Raw genomic sequence first — 18,474 nt, 5'->3', positions numbered from 1 at the left:
TCGGCGGGCCAGCGGCGGCCGTACGGCGGCCTGACAACGACACCTGATCGTGCGGTCCTGGCGAGGGAGAGCGCGCGGCGGGCCATCACCCACCGCAGGCGCTACGAGGTCCAACGACGCCGACCCGCCCTGTTATCCCGAATCGGACGTGACCTGACGCATATACGCGGGGCGAGGCACGTGGTCTTCGCCACAACCACGGCGGAACCCGCTAGCCTCGCGGTCGTGACCGGCCCGATGAACCGAATCCTCAACCGCGCGGTGCTGGCGTCCTCGCGCTGGCTCGACAAGGTCGGCCAGATCGTCCCCGGGACCCGCGCCGCGGAGCAGTTCGGGAGCCTCGGACGGGGAAGCAGCATCGGCTTCCCGATGGCGACCCTGATGGGGCAGCGCTCGATCCACATCGGCGAGGACACCCTGGTCGGGCGGCACGTCAGCCTCGCGGTCGGGTACGGCGTCCTCGACACTCGCGCCCCGGAGCGGGCCCTGGTGATCGGCGACCGCAGCGTGATCGGCGCCCGCTGCACGATCATCGCGCACGAGTCGATCGTGATCGGCGACGGCGTCTGGTTCGGCCAGGACATCTTCGTGTCCGACGCGAGCCACGGCTACCAGGACCCGGAGCTCCCGATCGGCGAGCAGTTCGGCACCCACGACCCGGTCGAGATCGGCTCGGGCACCTGGATCGGGCACGGCGCGATCATCCTGCCGGGTGCCCGGATCGGCCGGAACGTCGTCGTGGCCGCCGGCTCGGTCGTCCGCGGTGTGGTCGAGGACCACACCGTCGTCGGCGGCGCGCCCGCGAAGGTGCTGCGGCGGCTCGAGCCCGGGGTCGGCTGGGTCGGCACGCGGGGCGACGTACGACCCGTGCTGCACGGCCCGTTCGGACTGGCCGCAGCGGCAGCAGCCGAGGCAGAGGCCGAGGAGACCGCCTAGCTACTGCAGGACGGTCAGCACCCCGGCGACCAGGAAGCCGACGACGGTCAGCAGACCGACGGTGCGACCGCCGTGCTTGTAGGACTCCGGGATCATCGAGTCCGCGAGCATCATCAGCACGGCACCACCGGCGAACGCACTCGCATAGGTGCCGACGTGGTTGAGGTGGTCGGCCATCACGTAGCCGAGCCACGACGCGAGGCCGCAGGCGATCGTCAGCAGGGTCCACATCACGGTGATGCGTCGATCCGGCGTGCCCGCCTCCTGGAGGCTGGTGGTGCCGGCGAGTCCCTGCGGGATGTTGGAGACGAAGATGGCGGCCAGGAACGCCACGCTGATCTCGCCGCCGAGGGCCAGCCCGAGACCGAGGATGAAGGCCTCCGGGATGCCGTCGAGCAGCGCCCCGAGGAACATCGCCATCCCCGAGCCGCCCTCGCCCCTGCCGGCCGCGACCGACACCCGCGCGGCACCGCCGCCGTTGTCGACGAGCCGGTCGCCGACGTAGTAGACGAGCGCTCCGACGAGCGCGCACCCGCAGATCTGCCAGCCGTCGGTGAGGGTGCTCTCGGGGATCAGCTCGTAGGCGACGGCGGCGAGCAGGGTGCCGCCGCCGAAGCCCATCATCAGCCCGATCGCGCGCTCGGACCGTCCGAGCGGCTTCGCGAGCAGCTGGCCGAGGAACAGTGCGGCCGAGGAGAACAGGCCCCAGAAGAGTGCGGCCCCCATGACCCGTCAGACCTGTCCGGGGACCTGCATCTCGCCGGTGTAGATCGGGGAGTCCTTGCGGGACAGCAGCTCCCGTCGGTCCTCGGGGGAGAGCGCCTCGACCTGTGCTCGCACGTCGGACGGGAAGCCGCTCACCTCGGGTGCCTCGTCGGCCGGGACGACGGTGTGCACGATGCGGTCGTCGTACAGGTGCACCATCGTCATCGCCTGGTGGCCGTCGACGCCGGACACGAACCGCGCGAGCGGCGCCGGGTCGGAGGTGTAGCAGGTCGCTGAGGCGACGGACACCGGGATGCCGGCGAACGTGGAGTACGTCGAGTAGTGGAAGTGCCCGCCCAGGATGCAGCGCACGTCGGTGCCCTCGAGCACCTCGGCGAGCCGCGCCTGGTCGAGCAGCTCGATCACCTCGGCGGCGGGCATCATCGGGATCGGGATCGGCGGGTGGTGCAGCGCGAGCAGGGTGCCGTGCGGGGCCGGGGTGGCGAGCTCGTCAGCGAGCCACGCGAGCTGGGCCTCGGTGATCTCGCCGTGGTGGTAGCCCGGCACGCTGGTGTCGAGCGAGATGATCCGCAGGCCGTCGACGTCGTGCACCCGGTCCTGGGTGCGCTCCTCGCCCGACGCGGAGGACTCGTCGAAGAGCTCCGCGGCGTACGTCGCGCGCTCGTCGTGGTTGCCCATCACCCAGACCACCTGGGCGCCCATCTCCGCGGCGATCGGCTCGACGAGCTCGCGGAGGCGGGCGTACGCCGCCGGCTCGGCCTTGTCGGCGAGGTCGCCGGTGAAGACCAGGGCCTGGGGGAGCGGGTCGAGGCGGGCGATCCGGGCGAGCGCCAGGGCCAGGCCGACCTCGGTGTCGATCACGCCGTACTGGCGCTCCCCGGCGGCCAGCAGGTGCGGGTCGCTGAGGTGCGCGATCGTGTGGCGGGGCGCGGGGTACTGACCGAACTGCACGTCGACACGCTACCGGGACGGGTCAGAAGCCGACGGCGGACACCGGGGTGACGTCCGAGCGCAGCGCGCGCCAGAGCTCGCGGGCCGCGCCGGGTCGCTGCTCGCTGACCAGCCCGGCACGAGCCAGGCCGAGCAGGTTGGCCCCGCCCAGGTAGGCGCTGCCCAGCGCCTGCACCGGGAGCCGGACGTCGGCGTCGGCCTCGGTCCGCTCGACCGTGGCCGCGCCCGAGGCGTCGGCGTGGATCCGCCACCGACCCTCGTTCCAGGGCGCCGACCGGTCGGCGACCTCGACCACCACGTCGCAGGGCGCGCTCCAGGAGCGGTCCATGAGCGCCTCCGGCAGGTCGACGAGCCGGACCCACAGGCCGTCGTAGGTCTCGACGCCGCCGGTCGCGCGCGGGCCGCCGGCCCAGTGGATCAGGGCGTCGTCGGCGGCGACGTTGCCGAGCTTGACGGTCGAGACCAGGTCGAAGTCGAGCAGCCGTCGTACGAGCGCGAGCCGGGTGGCGGGATCGCCGACGACCACCCAGGCCTCGAGGGTGCTGTCGGGGCGCGAGTGCGTCCACTTCTCGTTGCGCCGGAAGGCGGTGAACCCGACGTCGACGCCGTCGCGGCGGGCGAAGAGCACCCGCCACGGCTCCTTGCCCCGGAGGTTCTCCGGGAGCTGCTGGCAGACGCGCTCGTAGTAGCCCTGCGCGCCGATGATGGCGCCGAGCTCGGCGTTCGCGAGATGGACCTCGCGCACGCGCGCGGGCATGCCCGGGTCCGTCACGGTCGCCAGCTGGGTCGTGATCCCGTCCGCGGCGTCGTCCAGGTGGGGCGCGGTCAGGGTCGCGCCCCGCGACAGGGTGACCGTGAGCTCCAGGGACGCGAGGCCGTAGCCGTGGCGGCCGTAGATCGCCGGCTCGCTCGCGTGCAGGGCGGAGACGTGCGTGCCGGGCTCCGCGTGGACCTGCTCGAAGTGATGGCGCAGCATCGCCGTCAGGATGCCGCGACGTCGGTGGTCGGGGTGTACGCCGACCCAGGTGAGCCCCGCGCACGGGACCTGGCGCGTCGCGTCCTGCGGGCCGGGGATCGAGAGCGTCATCGGGAAGACGCCGTAGATCCCGGGGTACGTCGTCGGGTCGGCGCCCTCGAGGTCGACCGCGAAGCGCTGGTCGACCGGCAGCCCGATCAGCTGCTCCTCGGTGCTGGCCGCCGGCACCTCGGCGAACCACACCGTCTGGTCGGTCGCGAGGTAGCGGTCGGCGTCGGAGGCCACCTCCACACGGATGTCGCTCATGCCCTCAGCCAACCGCCGCTGGGTGGCCGCCACAACCGGTTTAGCGGCCGTCCTCGTCGAGGTAGGTGCGGTCGCCGACCGGTCCGAGCGGCTCGACGCCGGACAGTCCTCCGGCAGGACGGGCCGAGCGCTCGATCGCCTCGTGCAGCCCGGACCACCTGATGCCGACGGTCACCGCCCAGGCGACGACCGCGGCGAAGAGGGCGAGCTGGCCGAGACCGATGATCAGCAGCCCGAGGTAGGCCAGCACGGCGCTGCCGGAGTCGTCGTTGTAGACCGACTCGTGCGGCCACTCCACCGAGGCGATCAGGGCGCCGAGACCGATGGCCACGACCCCGCCGACGACAAGGCCACCGACCAGGTTGCCGGCGTTGGTGCGATCACTCATGGCTCCGGTCTGCCCCGGACCGCGGTGCGCTAACCCCTAGCCTCGCGCGGGCTCGATCCGGCCGACGACCTCGCCGAGGGTGATCCGTCCGCCACCGGTGCCGGGTGCCGAGTAGCGCAGCACCACCTCGGCGCCGTCGGCCAGGAACGCCGACTCGTCGCCCCAGCCGATCTCCAGCAGTGACCCGCGCTGGTCGGCATCGGGCCCGCTGATCGTCCCGGACCCGTAGAGGTCACCGGTGCGCAGGGACGCGCCGTTGACGGTGAGGTGCGCGAGCATCTGGGCCGGCGACCAGTACATGTCGCGGTACGACGGCCGGCTGACGACCACGCCGTCGACCTCGATCTCCACGTCGATGTCGAGACCGCGAGTGGCGCCAGGACCCAGGTAGGGCAAGGGCTCCGGATCCTGACCGGGCAGGTCCACCCAGGCGGCCTCCAGTGCCTCGAGCGGAGTCACCCAGTGCGAGATCGACGTCGCGAACGACTTGCCGAGGAACGGACCGAGCGGCACGTACTCCCAGGCCTGGATGTCGCGCGCCGACCAGTCGTTGAGGCCGACGACGCCGAAGACGTGGTCGGCGAACGCGTCGTGGGGCACGGGGGTCCCGAGCCGGGACCCGACGCCGACCACGAAGCCGAGCTCGGCCTCGATGTCGAGACGTGCCGAGGCGCCGAAGACGCCGCCCGGCCGCTGGCCGCTCGGTCGCACGACCGGCGTGCCGGACGGGACGACGGTCCCGGCGCGGCCGTGGTAGCCGACGGGCAGGTGCTTCCAGTTCGGCAGCAGCGCGTCGCCGTCGGGTCGGAAGATCCTGCCGACGTTGGTCGCGTGGTGCTCGGAGGCGTAGAAGTCGACGTAGTCCGCCACCTCGACCGGCAGGTGGAGGGTGACGTCCGCCAGGGGGAGCGTCGGCGATCCGCCCTCGAGCAGCTCGCGGGCCTGGGCACGGGTCTCGGTCCAGACCTCGGGCCCGAGGGCCAGGAACGCGTTGAGGGAGGACGTCGCCAGCTCCGGCCGACCGGTCGCGGCGGCGAGGTCGAGCACCGTGTCGTCGAGGCGGACGCCGACCCGGGGCGTGTCCCCGAGGTGCGAGAAGACGCCGTACGGCAGGTGGTCGAGCCCGAAGCCGCTCATCCGACCAGGCCCAGTTGGAGCAGGTCCTCGAGCGGCTCGCTGACCGAGCACGAGCCGAACGACGTGAACCACCGGCGCGCACCCGCGAGGTCGAGGTCGCGCGCGGTCTCCACGACCACGGCGGGCTCGCGCTCGTCGAGGACGTCGGCCACCTCGGCGGGGGTGCTGCCGTCGAAGGCGTGCCGAGTGGCGACGAGGACGTTGAGGAAGCCGTGGTGCTCGAACCCGTCGTCGCCGGTGTGACGGACCGCGCGGTGCAGGCCGGCCGTGCACTTGAACGGCGTCTCGCGGTCGAGCGCCGCGTCGATCCAGCCGGCCAGGGTCGCGGCGGTCGGGAAGGCATGTGCCTCCAGCCCGCCGGTGCGGAGCTTGAGCCGGTGCTCGGCGGCCGCGACCTCGTCGGCGGCCGCGAGCCACAGCGGCTCCGGGCACGACGCGGGGATCTCCACGAAGACCGGCACGTGGTCGTCGAGGACGCCCTCGGCCCGGGCCGCGTCGACGGCGGCGACGACGCGACGGGCGGCGCCCACCGGGTCGGCGGGGTCGCGCAGCGCGATCTCGAGGCCCTCGACGGCGACGTGGAGCTTGCGGCCCAGCCCGGCCGCGCCGGCGACCTGGCCCGCGCCGCCGGTCACCACGACGGACAGCGCGAGCGGCGTGCCGCGCAGCAGCGGGATGTCGGTGTCGCGGGCGACGAACGTGCCGACCAGGTCGGCGTACGGCGCGTGCCGTCGGGCGGCGTGCTCGGCCGCGGCGTCGTGCAGGGGAGCGTCGCCCGGGGGGAAGATGGCGGCGTCGTCGACGAGGCCGCGCCAGGTGGCTGGGAGTGGTTCCGTTGACACCCTGGCTACTCTAGCCAGAGATCAGATATCGGACGACAACGTTCGATTATCGGACACATGGAGATCCTGATGGCCCACTACCGATGCCTCGGCTCGGTGCCGCCGAAGCGGCACACCCAGCACCGCGACCCCGACGGGCACCTCTACTACGAGGAGCTGATGGGGGAGGAGGGCTTCTCCTCCGACTCGTCGTTGCTCTACCACCGCGGGGTGCCCTCGGCGATCGTCGCCAGCGAGGTCTGGGAGCTTCCGGACCAGAGCCGGACGCCGAACCACCCGCTGAAGCCACGACACCTCAAGCTGCACGAGCTCACGACCGGGACGGATGCCGTGAACGACCGGCGCCTCGTGCTGGGCAACAACGACGTGCGGATCTCCTACGTCGTGACCGGCACCGAGGCGTCGCCGTACTACCGCAACGCGATCGGCGACGAGTGCGTGTACGTCGAGTCCGGGTCGGGCGTCGTCGAGACCGTCTTCGGCGTGATCGCCTACCGCGCCGGCGACTACGTGATCGTGCCGCGCGCGACGACGCACCGGTGGCTGCCGTCCGAGCCGAGCCGGCTGTACGCGATCGAGGCCAACAGCCACGTCGCGCCGCCGAAGCGCTACCTCTCGCGCTACGGCCAGCTGCTCGAGCACGCGCCGTACTGCGAGCGCGACCTGCACGGACCGACCGAGCCCTTCCTCCAGGACGGCGCCGATGTCGAGGTGCTCGTCAAGCACCGCACCAGCGCCGGGATCGTCGGCACCCGGATGACCTACGCGACGCACCCGTTCGACGTCGTCGGCTGGGACGGCTGCCTCTACCCGTACACGTTCAACATCGAGGACTACATGCCGATCACCGGCAAGGTGCACCAGCCGCCGCCGGTGCACCAGGTCTTCGAGGGCCACAACTTCGTGGTCTGCAACTTCCTGCCGCGCAAGGTCGACTACCACCCGCTGTCGATCCCGGTGCCCTACTACCACTCCAACGTCGACAGCGACGAGGTGATGTTCTACGTCGGCGGCGACTACGAGGCCCGCAAGGGATCCGGCATCGGGCTCGGCTCCATCTCGCTGCACCCCGGCGGCTACGCGCACGGTCCGCAGCCGTCCGCGATCGAGGCCTCGCTGGGCGCCGACTACTTCGACGAGTCGGCCGTCATGGTCGACACCTTCGCCCCGCTCGACCTCGGCGAGGGCGGGCTGGCCGTCGAGGACCCGGCGTACGCGTGGACGTGGGCGGGACGGGGCCCGGACGACCCGGCGGTGTTCTCGAACAGCTGAGGAACGGTGGTTGAGGTGCGAGCGGAGCGAGCCTCGAAACCACCACCGACTCAGCGTGTGGTGAGCCGGAAGACCGGGATCAGCCGGTCGGTGCGCTCCTCGTACCTGGCGAAGTTCGGCCAGGTCCGCAGCATCACCTGCCAGGCCGCGGCCCGGTCGTCGTCGGCCAGCTCCTGCGCGGTGACGGGCACGTGCTGCCCGTCGTACGCGATCTCGGCCTCGCCGGCCGCACGCAGGTTGCCGACCCAGACCGGCATGTCGGGACCACCGAAGTAGGAACCCGCGATCAGCCAGGTGCCGTGGTCGGGCACGCACAGGAGCGGCGTGCTGCGCGGCAGCCCGCTCTTGCGGCCGACGACGGTGAGGACCAGGTTCGGCAGCCCGGCGACGTCGAGGATCGAGATCCGCCCCCGGGTCAGCCGCTGCAGCCCGCGGTCGGTCCAGACGATCTGCGGCAGCAGCTTCGGCATCCAGGGGATGGCGCCGATCCGGATCGCGAGTGGCGTGAGGACTCCCATGCGCCGCTAACTACCGGACCGGCGCCGGGGTCACGCCGCGACCGGCTCGTTGTTGAGCGTCTTGTACGTGTACGCCGTGCCGATGAGGATCACCGGGACGGCCACGATCAGGCCGATCCCGCAGAGGCAGGCACCGACCAGCCACGCCACCACGCTGAGGAGGAACCACAGGATCACGTTGCCGGCGTTGTTCTTCGTGAACTCGAAGCTGGCCCTGATCGCATCGATCGCCCCGAGCTCCTGCTTGTCCATCAGGAAGTAGAGCGTGTACGACGTGAAGAACATGATCAGGAGACCCGGGATCACGCAGAGGATGAAGCCGACGAACGTCGCGACGCCGATCAGCAGGGACGCGACGATCACCTCGGGGAGCTTGGTCGGAGTGAGGATCGTCTTCGGGTCCAGCTCCTTGCCCTCCGTGATGTCCAGGGCGGCCCGCACGATGCCGGCGCCGATGATCATCGAGATGACCCACGAGATCAGGCTGAAGATCCAGCTGATGATGTTCTGGACGACGAAGATCCCGCCGTTGCACGTGTCCAGGTGGGTCTCACCGGTGGAGGAGTTGTAGGTGAGCTGCGGGTCGCAGGCGGCCGCGCGCCCCAGGAAGAACCCGATGGCCTGGATGACGATCAGGACGCCGACCAGCACGAGGACGGCGATCAGGATCTGCCCGACGTTCTGGGTGAACTTCGTCCAGCCGTAGGAGAAGGCGTTCCCGACGCTGTAGCCGCCAGTGCCACCCGGAGGTGCGGGCGGAGGGGGCGGCGGCACCTGCCCGTACCCACCGGTCGGCGGTGGGGGCGGCGGGGGAGCCTCGCCGTACTCGCCCGACGGCGGCGGTGCGGGCTGCTCGGGAGGGGGTTCGTTCGTGGACATGAAGGCTCCTCGTTCGTCGCTTGAGCGGCAGACCCCTGCAACCTAGCGGGATCCAGGCGTTCGCGGACAGGGCCGGGCCGGACTATTGCGGCTGGCACATCCCTTGCCGGAGTGGTGGGTACCACTGCGGCATGACGGCACGCGGCAGGATGGGGACATGAGGAAGGCACCGAAGCACGACATCGACGAGAGCCACCTCGAGATCGAGAGGCCCAAGCAGGCGGCGGCGGGCGCGACCGCCGTCGCGATCTCGATGAAGCTCGCGGTCGAGCAGATGGGCGTGCGGCGTACGGCGCAGACCCTGCTGCGGCTCAACCAGGCCGACGGCTTCGACTGCCAGGGCTGTGCCTGGCCCGACCCCGACCCGAGCCACCGGCACACCGCCGAGTTCTGCGAGAACGGCGCCAAGGCCGTCACCGAGGAGGCGACCCGACGCCGCGTCGACCGGGCGTTCTTCCTCGAGCACTCGATCGACGACCTCCGCGACAAGACGGACTATTGGCTGGGCCAGCAGGGCCGGATCACCGAGCCGATGGTGCTCCGGTCCGGGTCCACGCACTACGAGCCCATCGCGTGGGAGCAGGCGTTCGACCTGATGGGCGGGCTGCTGAAGGGGCTGGCGTCTCCCGACGAGGCGGTGTTCTACACCTCAGGCAAGACCTCGAACGAGGCCGCGTTCGCCTACCAGCTCTTCGCCCGTGCCTTCGGGACCAACAACCTCCCGGACTGCTCCAACATGTGCCACGAGTCGACGTCGGTCGCGCTCGCGGAGGCGATCGGCATCGGCAAGGGCTCGGTCAGCCTCGAGGACATCCACCGGTCGAAGCTGATCGTGATCGCGGGCCAGAACCCCGGGACCAACCACCCGCGGATGCTGAGCGCGCTCGAGATCGCCAAGCAGAACGGTGCCCGGATCATCGCGATCAACCCGCTCCGCGAGGCGGGGCTGGTGCGCTTCAAGAACCCGCAGAAGGTGCGCGGCTGGGCCGGAGCGGGCACCGGGCTGGCCGACCTGCACCTGCCGGTGCGCGTCAACGGCGACCTCGCGCTCTTCCAGGCGATCGGCGCGCTGCTGCTCGAGTGGGACGCCCTCGACCACGAGTTCGTCCGCGACCACACCGCCGGCTTCGAGGAGTGGGCGACGGCCGCGCGCGAGCTCGACTGGGACGCCGTAGGCCGGGCGACGGGCCTCGACCGGTCCGAGGTCGTGGCCGCGGCCCGGATGTTCCAGGAGTCCGACGCGACCGTCGTCTGCTGGGCGATGGGCATCACCCAGCACCGCAACGCGGTCGCCACCGTCAAGGAGATCGTCAACGTCGCGCTGCTGCAGGGCAACATCGGCAAGCCGGGCGCCGGCCTGTGCCCCGTGCGCGGCCACTCCAACGTCCAGGGCGACCGGACGATGGGCATCTGGGAGAAGCCGCCGTCGCACTTCCTCGACGCGCTCCAGCAGGAGTTCGGCTTCGACCCGCCCCGCGAGCACGGCTACGACACGGTCAAGGCGATCGAGGCGCTGCGCGACGGCAACGCCAAGGTGTTCATCGGGATGGGCGGCAACTTCGTCTCGGCCGCGCCCGACACCGAGGTCACCGAGCAGGCGATGCGCAACGCGGACCTGACCGTCCACGTCTCCACCAAGCTCAACCGGTCGCACGTCGTCACCGGCCGGGAGGCCCTGATCCTGCCGGCGATGGGGCGCAGCGAGCGCGACCTGACCGGTGGCCGGCTGCAGCGCGTGACGGTCGAGGACTCGATGTCGGCCGTGCACGCCTCGCACGGGCCGCTGAAGCCGGCCTCGCCGTACTTGAAGTCCGAGGTCGACATCGTCTGCTCGCTCGCGATCGCGACCCTCGGCGACCGGCACGGCATCCCGTGGGACGCGTTCCGCTCCGACTACACCGAGATCCGGCACCGGATCGCGCGGGTCGTGCCGGGCTGTGCGGCGTACGACGAGAAGGTCAGCCAGCCGGGCGGCTTCGTGCTGCCGCACCCGCCGCGTGACTCGCGGACGTTCAAGACCGAGGCCGGCAAGGCGATGTTCACGACCAGCCCGACCGACGTCCTTCACGTCCCCGAGGGCCGGCTGCTGCTGCAGACGCTGCGCTCGCACGACCAGTTCAACACCACGATCTACGGCCTCGACGACCGCTACCGCGGCATCCACAACGGACGGCGCGTGGTGTTCGTGCACCCGGACGACATCACGGCGCTCGGGCTCGAGGACGGGTCGGTCGTCGACCTCGTCAGCGAGTGGTCGGACGGCTCGGAGCGCCGGGCGCCGCAGTTCCGGGTGGTGCCCTACGAGCAGCCTCGTGGCTGCGCGGCGGCGTACTACCCCGAGACGAATCCCCTGGTCCCTCTGGGCTCCACGGCGATCGGCAGCAACTGCCCGACCTCGAAGTCGGTCATCGTCCGCCTCGAGCCGCCGACCGGTGGGCAGGGCGTCGAGGGCAGCGACGCGGGCCACGTCTCGGGCGGCGACAAGAAGCGCACCGTGGAGCCGGAGCACCTGAGCTGATCCACAATGGGGGCGTGAGCAACCTCGAGGAGAAGCCACCGGAGCTCGACTGCCGTACGGCGCCCGCGGCGGGCGTCGAGATCATGACGCCGCGAGACGTCCCGCTCGGCGGTCCGCGGGCGATGCGGGTGCGGCGGACGCTGCCGCAGCGCGAGCGCTCGCTGATCGGCGCCTGGTGCTTCGTCGACCACTACGGCCCCGACGAGGTCGCCGCCACCGGCGGCATGGTCGTGCCGCCGCACCCGCACACCGGGCTGCAGACCGTGAGCTGGCTCTTCACCGGCGAGGTCGAGCACCGCGACAGCGCCGGCCACCACGCGATGGTGAGGCCCGGCGAGGTCAACCTGATGACAGCGGGGCGCGGCATCAGCCACTCCGAGGTCTCGCCGCCGTCGACCACGACCCTGCACGGCGCGCAGCTGTGGGTGGCGCTGCCCGACGCCTCGCGCTTCGTCGATCCCGACTTCGCGCACCACGCTCCCGAGCCGGTCATGGGGGACGGCTACGAGGCGCGGGTCTTCCTCGGCTCGCTGCTGGGCGAGTCGTCGCCGGTCGCGACGTACACGCCCCTGCTCGGCGCCGAGCTCCTGCTCGAGCCGGGCGCCCGCCTGGTGCTGGACGTCGACCCGACCTTCGAGCACGGCGTCCTCGTGGACACCGGCGTGCTGACGGTGGCCGGCACCGAGGCCGAGCGGCACGACCTCGCCTACGTGCCTCCCGGCACCGCGACGCTCGAGCTCACGGCGTACGACGAGCCGGTGCGGCTGCTGCTCCTCGGCGGGCCGCCCTTCGGCGAGAGCATCGTGATGTGGTGGAACATCGTCGCCCGGACCCACGAGGAGGTCGTCGAGTGGCGCACCGCGTGGCAGGACCAGATCGTCGACGGCCGGCTCACCGACGGGTGGTTCGGCATCCCGGTCGGAGACGAGCGCCCGCCGATCCCGGCGCCGCCGCTGCCCAACGCCCGCCTGAAGGAACGGCGCTGACGCTCGGACCTCAGGACGTCTCGACGATGACGTTGGTCGACTTCACGACGGCCGTGGCGGCGACGCCTGGCTCGAGGCCGAGCTCGTCGGCGGAGTCGCGGCTCATCAGCGACACGACGCGGAAGTCGCCGCACTGCAGCTCGACCTTGGCCATCACGCCGTCGCGCACGACCGACACCACGACGCCGGTGAACCTGTTGCGGGCGCTCGAGGAGCGCTCGGAGCTGGCGGTCGAGGCGATCAGGTCACCGAGCCGGTCGGCCGCGAGCACGCGCTGGTTGCCGCGACGCTCGAACGTGACCCGGCCGTCCGCCTCCCAGCGGCGCAGGGTGTCGACGCTGACGCCCACGGCCTGGGCGACCTCGCCGATCCGCAGGTAAGCCGTCACGCGAGCACGATAGTGCGTCAGTCGCTGGGGAACCTGACGGCGTGCTCGAGGCGCACCCGGACCCGGTCGCCGGTGCCGATCCGGGTGCCGCGGTGGAAGGTCCTCAGCGTCCCGCGGGCCGTCGCCAGGTCGACCCGGACCCCGTCCTCCATCCGCAGCTCCCGGGTCACGGTCGCCTCGAGGTCGCCGGCCTCGTCGAGGTGGACCCACGCGGCGCGCGTCAGGACGCGGGTGCCGTCGGGCTCGACCAGCTCCCCGTCGTACCCGAGGAAGCGCGCGACCTCCGCGGACGGCGGCTCCCGCAGCAGGTCGTCGGGCGCGCCGTCCGCGAGGATCCGGCCGTCGAGCAGGACGAGGACGCGGTCGGCGAGCGCCCAGGCGTCGGCCCGCTGGTGGAGCACGACCAGGACCGCACGGGCCGCGTCGCGGAGCGCCGTCGAGGTGTCCTGCACCAGCGCGGCATGGGTCTCCGGGTCGAGGCCCGCGAAGGGCTCGTCGAGCAGCAGCAGGTCGGGGCGTACGGCGAGGCCGCGCGCGAGGTGGACCCGACGGCGCTCCCCGCCGGACAGTGCCGCCGCCTGGCGCCGGGCCAGGTGCTCCGCGCCCAGCTGGGCGAGTGCTGCGTCCGTGCGGGCGCGTCGCTCACCACGTGGCACGCCCCACCACGACTGCGCCAGGTCGACGTTGGCGCGCACCGAGCGTGAGGCCAGTCCCGGGCTCTGCAGGACGGTCGCGACCCGCCCGTGCCGCGTGACCGTCCCGGCGGACGGCTCGATGATCCCGCCGACCGCCTCGAGGATCGTGCTCTTGCCGGCGCCGTTGGGGCCGAGCAGCGCGACCACCTCCCCGGCCCGCAGGTCGAGGTCGAGGTCGTGGACGACGGTGCGGCGGCCGCGCTTGATCGAGACCCCCGCCAGGGTGGCGACGGGCTCCGTCACGCGTGCCTCGGGACCCGGTTGCGAGCGCCGGCGTACTGCAGCACGGTCAGCACGGCGGAGATGAGCAGGATCAGCCCGAGCAGCAGGATCCCGATCGCGATCGCCCAGGAGTAGCGGCCCGCGTTGACCTCCTCGAGCGCCGCGCTGGCGAGGGTCTGCGTCGCGAACGGCAGGTTGCCGCCGATGATGGCCACCGCACCGACCTCCGAGAGCCCGGCGCCGACGGCGGCGATGAGCGCGGCGATCACGCCGACCCGCGCCTCGCGCAGGGCGAGCAGCGCGATCCGGTGCCGGCGGGCGCCGTACGCCCGGGCCTGGGAGATGAGCCCCTCCGAGATGTCGCGCACGGCGGCGGCCGTGAGGGCCACGATCACCGGGAGGGCGAGGATGGTCTGGGCGACGTACACGCCCTTGAGCGTGAACACGAGGTGGAGCTCGCCGAGCGGACCCTGCGGGAGGGCGACCACGAACAGCATCACGCCCACGATGACCGGCGGCAGGCCGAGCCCGGCGTTGGCGACGGTCAGGGCGAGGCCGCGCCCGCGGAACCTCGCGAGCCCGAGCAGGAGCCCGATCGGGAGCCCGATCACGGCCGCGGTCAGGGTCGAGACGATGCAGACCTTGAGCGTCACCTCGAGGAGGTTCATCAGGTAGGGGTCGCCGTCGACGAGCAGCTGCCAGGCGTCCTGGATCCCCTGCCAGACGAAGTTCACGGGGTGGCGTCCTTCGGCACGACGTAGACGAGGCGGCCGTCCTCGAGGCGGTAGACGGTGCCCACCTTCTCGCCGTTGCCGATCACCTTCTCGCCGTCCGGCGGGACGGAGCCCGAGGTCTCGTCGGGCTTGACGGTGACCGAGTTGTCGGGCGTGAGGCCGGTCTTGGTGATCGCGGACTCCAGGTTGAGCGACGCGAGGGCGGCGAGCAGGAAGCCGACGGCCAGCACGATGCCGAGGTCGAAGAGGTTGACGAGACCGTCGAGAGGATCGCCGGCACGGTCCTCGCGGTGGTGGGCGCGGGTGCTGACCCTGATCATGGCGCCACCTGCTGCGACCCGACGGGCGCCGTGAGCACGGCGGCGACGTACTCGAGGTCGGAGTGGTCCTGGCCGTAGATCCGGTCGCGCGCGAGGGAGAGGGCGAACGCGGCCGCGCCGACGAGCAGGCCGAGCACCGTGATGCTGAAGGCGAGGCGGAGGTTGTCCGTCAGGGCGGCGACGTCACCGTCCGCGAGGCCCTCGAGCGCGGGTGAGAGCGGGATGAGGGTGCCCATCAGGCCGAGCGCCGGGCCGAACCTGACGAGCAGCCGGGTCCGGCTCAACCGCCGTTCGGACGCGAAGTCGAAGTCGGCGAGCTGCTTGGCGAGCCTGGGCTCGGCTCCGGGCGTGCCCGCCTCCTCCGAGAACGCCGAGAGCACGCGGCCCATCTGGTCGCTCCACGCCACCGGCTGCAGAGCCGCGCGTACGGCGGCCCGGTCGCCCGCGTCGAGGGCGGTGCGGGCCGCATCGGCAGCCCGGGACAACGCCGGGAAGCTCCGGCGCTGGCGTCGGATGCGTTCCGCCAGGAACGCCCCCGTCTCGACGATCACCGCGAGGAGCGCCGCCACCGCTGCCAGCACCACCGGGAGCTCGAGTGCCTCGGCGACGTTGAAGATCACCTGGTAGATGTCGTCGGTCACTAGTGCATCCTCGCGGGCGGACGCAGCCGTCGCCACCAACCGGGCCGTGCCTCGCGGAGTCCGCCGAGGACCAGGAGGGTCGCGCCGACGGCGGCCGCGACCAGCCAGCCGGGAAGGGTCAGCGGGTGGTGGTCCGTGACCCGCTCCGCCTCCGGAGCCTGGACGCTGCCCGGTGGCGGCTGCTGCACCGGTGCGACCGCTTCGGGCTGCTGCCCGGCCGAGAGCAGCACCAGGCCGTCGACCGCGACGCCTGCGTCGGACGGTGTCGCGTGCGGCGTCGTGCTGGAGGTGCTCGTCGGCCCGGCTGTCGGCCCGGCGCTGTGACCGGTGGCCGGGCTGCCGCCGGACCGGCCACTCGTTCCTTCGGTCTGGTCGGCGTCGGGGGTCCCGCTGGAGGTCGCGGTCGGTGTGGCTGTGGGGGTCGCGGTGCCGGTGGCCGACGCGCTGGGTGTCGTCGTGCTGGGTGTCGTCGTCGGCGTCTCGGTGGGTGGCTCGGTCGGCCCACCGAACGTGACGCGCGCGTAGGTGCTGCCGCTGGAGCCGTCCGCGCCGGTGACGACCAGCGCGACGGTGGCGTAGTCGCTGGCGAACGACGACGCCCAGGTGTGCGCGACGGAGGCTCCTGCCCCGTGGCCGCTCCGGTCGCCGAAGTCCCAGTCGTAGGTCAGCCCCGTGCCGGACGGGTTGTCCACCGTCGCGGAGAGCTCGACGGGGCTGCCCTTCCGTGGGTCGGGCGAGACGTGGATGACAGGGGCGAGGAGCTGCCCGCTGGCGTGCACCGTGATCCGGAGGGCACCGCCGGGGTCGGTCTGGAAGAAGCCGCCGACCTGTGGGTCCTGGGACAGGTTGACGTCGTCGTCGCCGCGGAGCGGCCGGATGTAGCCGAGCTGGTCGCCACTCACCCCGTAGATGACCGGGCCGCCCTGGGTGAAGCCGTTGGACCCGACGGCTCCGAGGTCGCCCGCCTGCAACGGGTGGCTGCGGTCGCCGGCGTCGAACACCTCGGTGAAGGAGGTGGCGTCGGGATCGAGCTGGGAGCCCGGGTGGTCGGGGTCGGCGATGTCGGAGACCAGGTCACGCAGCAGGGTGCCGCCGCCGACGATCTGGTCGCTCGTCCTCCCGTCGTCCCCCCGCAGGATGTAGTCGTCGTCGGCCGCAGCATCGTGCAACCGGGCGAGGTCGGCGAGGTCGAACGTCTTGCTCGTCGTCGTGCTGCCGACGACCGAGACGATCACGCACGGACCGCCGCCCGGGCACCCCGGCGCGGCGTACGCCGGCCCCGGCCCGGCCCCGCCGAGGACGGCGAGACTGAGCCCGGTCAGCAGTGCGAGCCGTCGGATCAGGTCAGGAGACCTTCACCTTGCGGGAGAACCCGGTCGTGGCGGCCGTGAACGAGGTGCCGTTGGAGTAGCGCACCCGCAGCTTCCAGACGCCCTTCTTGAGCTTCACCCGCACCTGGTACGCCGCGGCTCCGGACCTCGGGTGCACGGTCCTGAGCAGCCTGACCTTGTGCGCGCCGAGCTTGCCGTAGACCTGGACGACGGCACCCTTGTAAGCGTGGGGGCCGAGCTTGCCGCGGACCTGGACGACCCGGTGCTTGCCGACCTTCGGCTTGGCGATCGTCGCGCTGCCGACCACCACGGTCCGGCCGGCCGGGGCCGACGTCCCCTCCAGGAGGTCGCCGAACACCGGGGTGAGGGCGGCGTTCTCGATCTGCGTGATCTCGTCGACGGCGACGCTGTAGATGAGCGACTTCTGCGGCTTGTACGAGAAGGCGAAGTGCCCCGCGGAGTCGGTGGTCGTGGTCGCGACGGTCACCGGCGTGTTCCCAGGCCCGGCCGCAGGTGTGCCGACGAGCCGGACCGGGACGCCGCTGAGTGCCGGGGTGCCGGGAACGACGTTCGCGAGGTCGCCGCTCACCTTGATCGCGGCCCCCGCCTTGACCTTCGCCGGCGCGCTGGTGACGGTCAGCTTCGGTGCGGCCGACGGGAGGAACGGCGCGTCGGCGGTGTCGTTGAGGTAGCTGCCGACGGCAGCCTGCCCGGCCGTCGAGGTCACCCAGTCGAGGAACGCCAGGGCGGCGGGCTTGTTGATCTGGACGCTGGGCGTGCCCGTGAACTTGTCCGGGTTGATCGCGTAGGCGTGGAACGAGTTGACGAGCAGCAGGGAGTCGCCGCGCACGACGACCTGCAGGTTGGGGATCCCGGTCTTCTTCAGGTACTGGAACGTGCCCCGGTCGGTGAAGACGTAGCAGTTGTTGTTGCCGGTCCCGCCACCCGGAAGGGTCGTGCACACGTCAGCGGTCTGGATGTTCGGGGCCTGGGTCTGGCCGGTCGCGGGGTACCAGCTCGGGAAACTCGCCTGGATCGTGCCGGGGGCACCCGTCGGGCAGGCGCCGCTCACGTCGTCGGCCGCGGGTCGCACGCCGCCGCCGTTGGCGGTCGACACCGTGCAGGTGTGCACCCCGGTGGTCTCCGCCCAGATGTTGTGGGACTGCACGTCGGTGCCGGACCCGGTCTCGCGGGCCACCAGGAAGGCGTTGCCCGCCGCGCCGGCCGCCGCGATCTTCTGGAACGCCTCGGTCGGGTTGGTGGCCGGCGAGCTGCCGGACATCACGTGCGCCGGGTCGGAGGCCGGTCCCAGGAGCACGAAGTCGCCCCAGAAGATGGCGCGACCGAAGGGCTCGACCGAGAACCCGTCGCCGACGAACTGGTTCTCGAGGCTGGCCGCGTGCACGATCAGCGCACTGCCCAGACCCTGACGAGCGTTGTCGATCGCCTTCTGGGTGGCCGAGCCCTGGTAGGTGACGGTGTACTGCGGGTACGCCGCCTCGAAGCCGGGCTTGAGCACGTCCAGGAAGAGGTGCGAGTCGGAGACGTCGCTGGTCCCGACGATGGTCAGGGTGCTGTCGGAGTCCGCCTCGGCGGACGTGGTCGGTACGGCGACCAGCGCGAGGCTGGCGCCGCCGATGGCGAGGAGGGCGGCGAGGCCGCGGCGAGCGCGAGGGATCTGCACCTCGCCTGTTATATCAGGGCTTTT

General features: G+C 72.0%; 19 protein-coding genes. 4 read left to right on the top strand and 15 right to left on the bottom strand.

From position 1 onward, the window contains the following. Nucleotides 1-225: 225 nt before the first annotated feature. Nucleotides 226-936, top strand: coding sequence for an acyltransferase (locus tag ASC77_RS27810; RefSeq protein ID WP_321163708.1), 711 nt, complete (start codon nucleotides 226-228; stop codon nucleotides 934-936). On the opposite strand, the gene ASC77_RS19250 is transcribed toward ASC77_RS27810, so the two are convergent. From ASC77_RS19250 to ASC77_RS19225, 6 genes are read right to left on the bottom strand one after another with little or no spacing between them, the layout of a single operon-like run. Then, on the bottom strand, nucleotides 937-1,662 hold the full coding sequence (locus tag ASC77_RS19250; RefSeq protein WP_056156761.1) for a ZIP family metal transporter: 726 nt from the start codon (nucleotides 1,660-1,662) through the stop codon (nucleotides 937-939). A 6-nt stretch (nucleotides 1,663-1,668) separates the two neighbouring features. Continuing rightward, a complete protein-coding gene (locus ASC77_RS19245) occupies nucleotides 1,669-2,613 on the bottom strand; it encodes a metallophosphoesterase (protein ID WP_056156759.1) in 945 nt (314 codons plus the stop codon). 22 nt (nucleotides 2,614-2,635) lie between these two features. Beyond that, nucleotides 2,636-3,895: a GNAT family N-acetyltransferase gene (locus tag ASC77_RS19240; protein WP_056793489.1), complete on the bottom strand. Its 1,260-nt coding sequence runs from the start codon at nucleotides 3,893-3,895 to the stop codon at nucleotides 2,636-2,638. Between the two features lie 40 nt (nucleotides 3,896-3,935). Beyond that, nucleotides 3,936-4,283: a hypothetical protein gene (locus ASC77_RS19235; RefSeq protein ID WP_056156755.1), complete on the bottom strand. Its 348-nt coding sequence runs from the start codon at nucleotides 4,281-4,283 to the stop codon at nucleotides 3,936-3,938. 36 nt (nucleotides 4,284-4,319) lie between these two features. Then, the gene (locus ASC77_RS19230) at nucleotides 4,320-5,420 is read right to left on the bottom strand and encodes a fumarylacetoacetate hydrolase family protein (RefSeq protein ID WP_056156754.1); all 1,101 of its coding nucleotides are present in this window, start codon (nucleotides 5,418-5,420) and stop codon (nucleotides 4,320-4,322) included. Then, a complete protein-coding gene (locus tag ASC77_RS19225) occupies nucleotides 5,417-6,262 on the bottom strand; it encodes a hypothetical protein (RefSeq protein ID WP_082575038.1) in 846 nt (281 codons plus the stop codon). Before ASC77_RS19225 ends, ASC77_RS19230 begins: the two co-directional genes overlap by 4 nt. Before the next feature lie 69 nt (nucleotides 6,263-6,331). Here ASC77_RS19225 and ASC77_RS19220 point away from each other — a divergent pair, with 69 nt between their 5' ends. Continuing rightward, nucleotides 6,332-7,534, top strand: coding sequence for a homogentisate 1,2-dioxygenase (locus tag ASC77_RS19220; RefSeq protein WP_056157221.1), 1,203 nt, complete (start codon nucleotides 6,332-6,334; stop codon nucleotides 7,532-7,534). Nucleotides 7,535-7,584: 50 nt separating this feature from the next. Here ASC77_RS19220 and ASC77_RS19215 read toward each other — a convergent pair whose 3' ends face one another. Further along, a complete protein-coding gene (locus tag ASC77_RS19215) occupies nucleotides 7,585-8,052 on the bottom strand; it encodes a nitroreductase family deazaflavin-dependent oxidoreductase (RefSeq protein WP_056156750.1) in 468 nt (155 codons plus the stop codon). A gap of 30 nt (nucleotides 8,053-8,082) precedes the next feature. Next, nucleotides 8,083-8,931, bottom strand: a complete 849-nt coding sequence (locus ASC77_RS19210; protein ID WP_056793487.1) for a hypothetical protein — start codon at nucleotides 8,929-8,931, stop codon at nucleotides 8,083-8,085. Between the two features lie 157 nt (nucleotides 8,932-9,088). Here ASC77_RS19210 and ASC77_RS19205 point away from each other — a divergent pair, with 157 nt between their 5' ends. Continuing rightward, nucleotides 9,089-11,449, top strand: a complete 2,361-nt coding sequence (locus ASC77_RS19205; protein ID WP_056156747.1) for an FdhF/YdeP family oxidoreductase — start codon at nucleotides 9,089-9,091, stop codon at nucleotides 11,447-11,449. Nucleotides 11,450-11,463: 14 nt separating this feature from the next. Further along, nucleotides 11,464-12,435, top strand: coding sequence for a pirin family protein (locus ASC77_RS19200; protein ID WP_056156745.1), 972 nt, complete (start codon nucleotides 11,464-11,466; stop codon nucleotides 12,433-12,435). Between the two features lie 10 nt (nucleotides 12,436-12,445). On the opposite strand, the gene ASC77_RS19195 is transcribed toward ASC77_RS19200, so the two are convergent. From ASC77_RS19195 to ASC77_RS19165, 7 genes are all read right to left on the bottom strand, one after another. Beyond that, nucleotides 12,446-12,823 (bottom strand): TOBE domain-containing protein, encoded by a 378-nt coding sequence (locus ASC77_RS19195; RefSeq protein WP_082575032.1) that lies wholly within the window; start codon nucleotides 12,821-12,823, stop codon nucleotides 12,446-12,448. Nucleotides 12,824-12,840: 17 nt separating this feature from the next. Then, a complete protein-coding gene (locus ASC77_RS19190; RefSeq protein ID WP_056156743.1) occupies nucleotides 12,841-13,761 on the bottom strand; it encodes an ABC transporter ATP-binding protein in 921 nt (306 codons plus the stop codon). Further along, on the bottom strand, nucleotides 13,758-14,474 hold the full coding sequence (locus ASC77_RS19185) for an ABC transporter permease (protein WP_056156741.1): 717 nt from the start codon (nucleotides 14,472-14,474) through the stop codon (nucleotides 13,758-13,760). Before ASC77_RS19185 ends, ASC77_RS19190 begins: the two co-directional genes overlap by 4 nt. Then, the gene (locus ASC77_RS19180; protein ID WP_056156738.1) at nucleotides 14,471-14,794 is read right to left on the bottom strand and encodes a DUF2149 domain-containing protein; all 324 of its coding nucleotides are present in this window, start codon (nucleotides 14,792-14,794) and stop codon (nucleotides 14,471-14,473) included. Before ASC77_RS19180 ends, ASC77_RS19185 begins: the two co-directional genes overlap by 4 nt. After that, entirely contained in the window at nucleotides 14,791-15,435 is a 645-nt protein-coding gene (locus ASC77_RS19175) for a MotA/TolQ/ExbB proton channel family protein (RefSeq protein WP_056156736.1), read from the bottom strand. The genes ASC77_RS19180 and ASC77_RS19175 overlap by 4 nt, the downstream gene beginning before the upstream one ends. Further along, the gene (locus ASC77_RS19170; RefSeq protein WP_056156734.1) at nucleotides 15,435-16,670 is read right to left on the bottom strand and encodes a PKD domain-containing protein; all 1,236 of its coding nucleotides are present in this window, start codon (nucleotides 16,668-16,670) and stop codon (nucleotides 15,435-15,437) included. Before ASC77_RS19170 ends, ASC77_RS19175 begins: the two co-directional genes overlap by 1 nt. Before the next feature lie 109 nt (nucleotides 16,671-16,779). Beyond that, nucleotides 16,780-18,450, bottom strand: coding sequence for a substrate-binding domain-containing protein (locus ASC77_RS19165; RefSeq protein WP_056156733.1), 1,671 nt, complete (start codon nucleotides 18,448-18,450; stop codon nucleotides 16,780-16,782). Nucleotides 18,451-18,474 lie beyond the last annotated feature (24 nt).

The organism is Nocardioides sp. Root1257 (genome assembly GCF_001425175.1).
Taxonomy (GTDB): Bacteria; Actinomycetota; Actinomycetes; order Propionibacteriales; family Nocardioidaceae; genus Nocardioides.
This window is presented reverse-complemented; position numbering and strand designations above follow the sequence as displayed.

Bases quoted from the DNA above. Each gene is read 5' to 3' on its own strand.
- ASC77_RS19205 (WP_056156747.1), top strand. From the start codon at position 9,089: ATGAGGAAGGCACCGAAGCACGACATCGACGAGAGCCACCTCGAGATC.
- ASC77_RS19215 (WP_056156750.1), bottom strand. From the start codon at position 8,052: ATGGGAGTCCTCACGCCACTCGCGATCCGGATCGGCGCCATCCCCTGG.
- ASC77_RS19210 (WP_056793487.1), bottom strand. From the start codon at position 8,931: ATGTCCACGAACGAACCCCCTCCCGAGCAGCCCGCACCGCCGCCGTCG.
- ASC77_RS19240 (WP_056793489.1), bottom strand. From the start codon at position 3,895: ATGAGCGACATCCGTGTGGAGGTGGCCTCCGACGCCGACCGCTACCTC.
- ASC77_RS19250 (WP_056156761.1), bottom strand. From the start codon at position 1,662: ATGGGGGCCGCACTCTTCTGGGGCCTGTTCTCCTCGGCCGCACTGTTC.
- ASC77_RS19230 (WP_056156754.1), bottom strand. From the start codon at position 5,420: ATGAGCGGCTTCGGGCTCGACCACCTGCCGTACGGCGTCTTCTCGCAC.
- ASC77_RS19220 (WP_056157221.1), top strand. From the start codon at position 6,332: ATGGCCCACTACCGATGCCTCGGCTCGGTGCCGCCGAAGCGGCACACC.
- ASC77_RS19235 (WP_056156755.1), bottom strand. From the start codon at position 4,283: ATGAGTGATCGCACCAACGCCGGCAACCTGGTCGGTGGCCTTGTCGTC.
- ASC77_RS19180 (WP_056156738.1), bottom strand. From the start codon at position 14,794: ATGATCAGGGTCAGCACCCGCGCCCACCACCGCGAGGACCGTGCCGGC.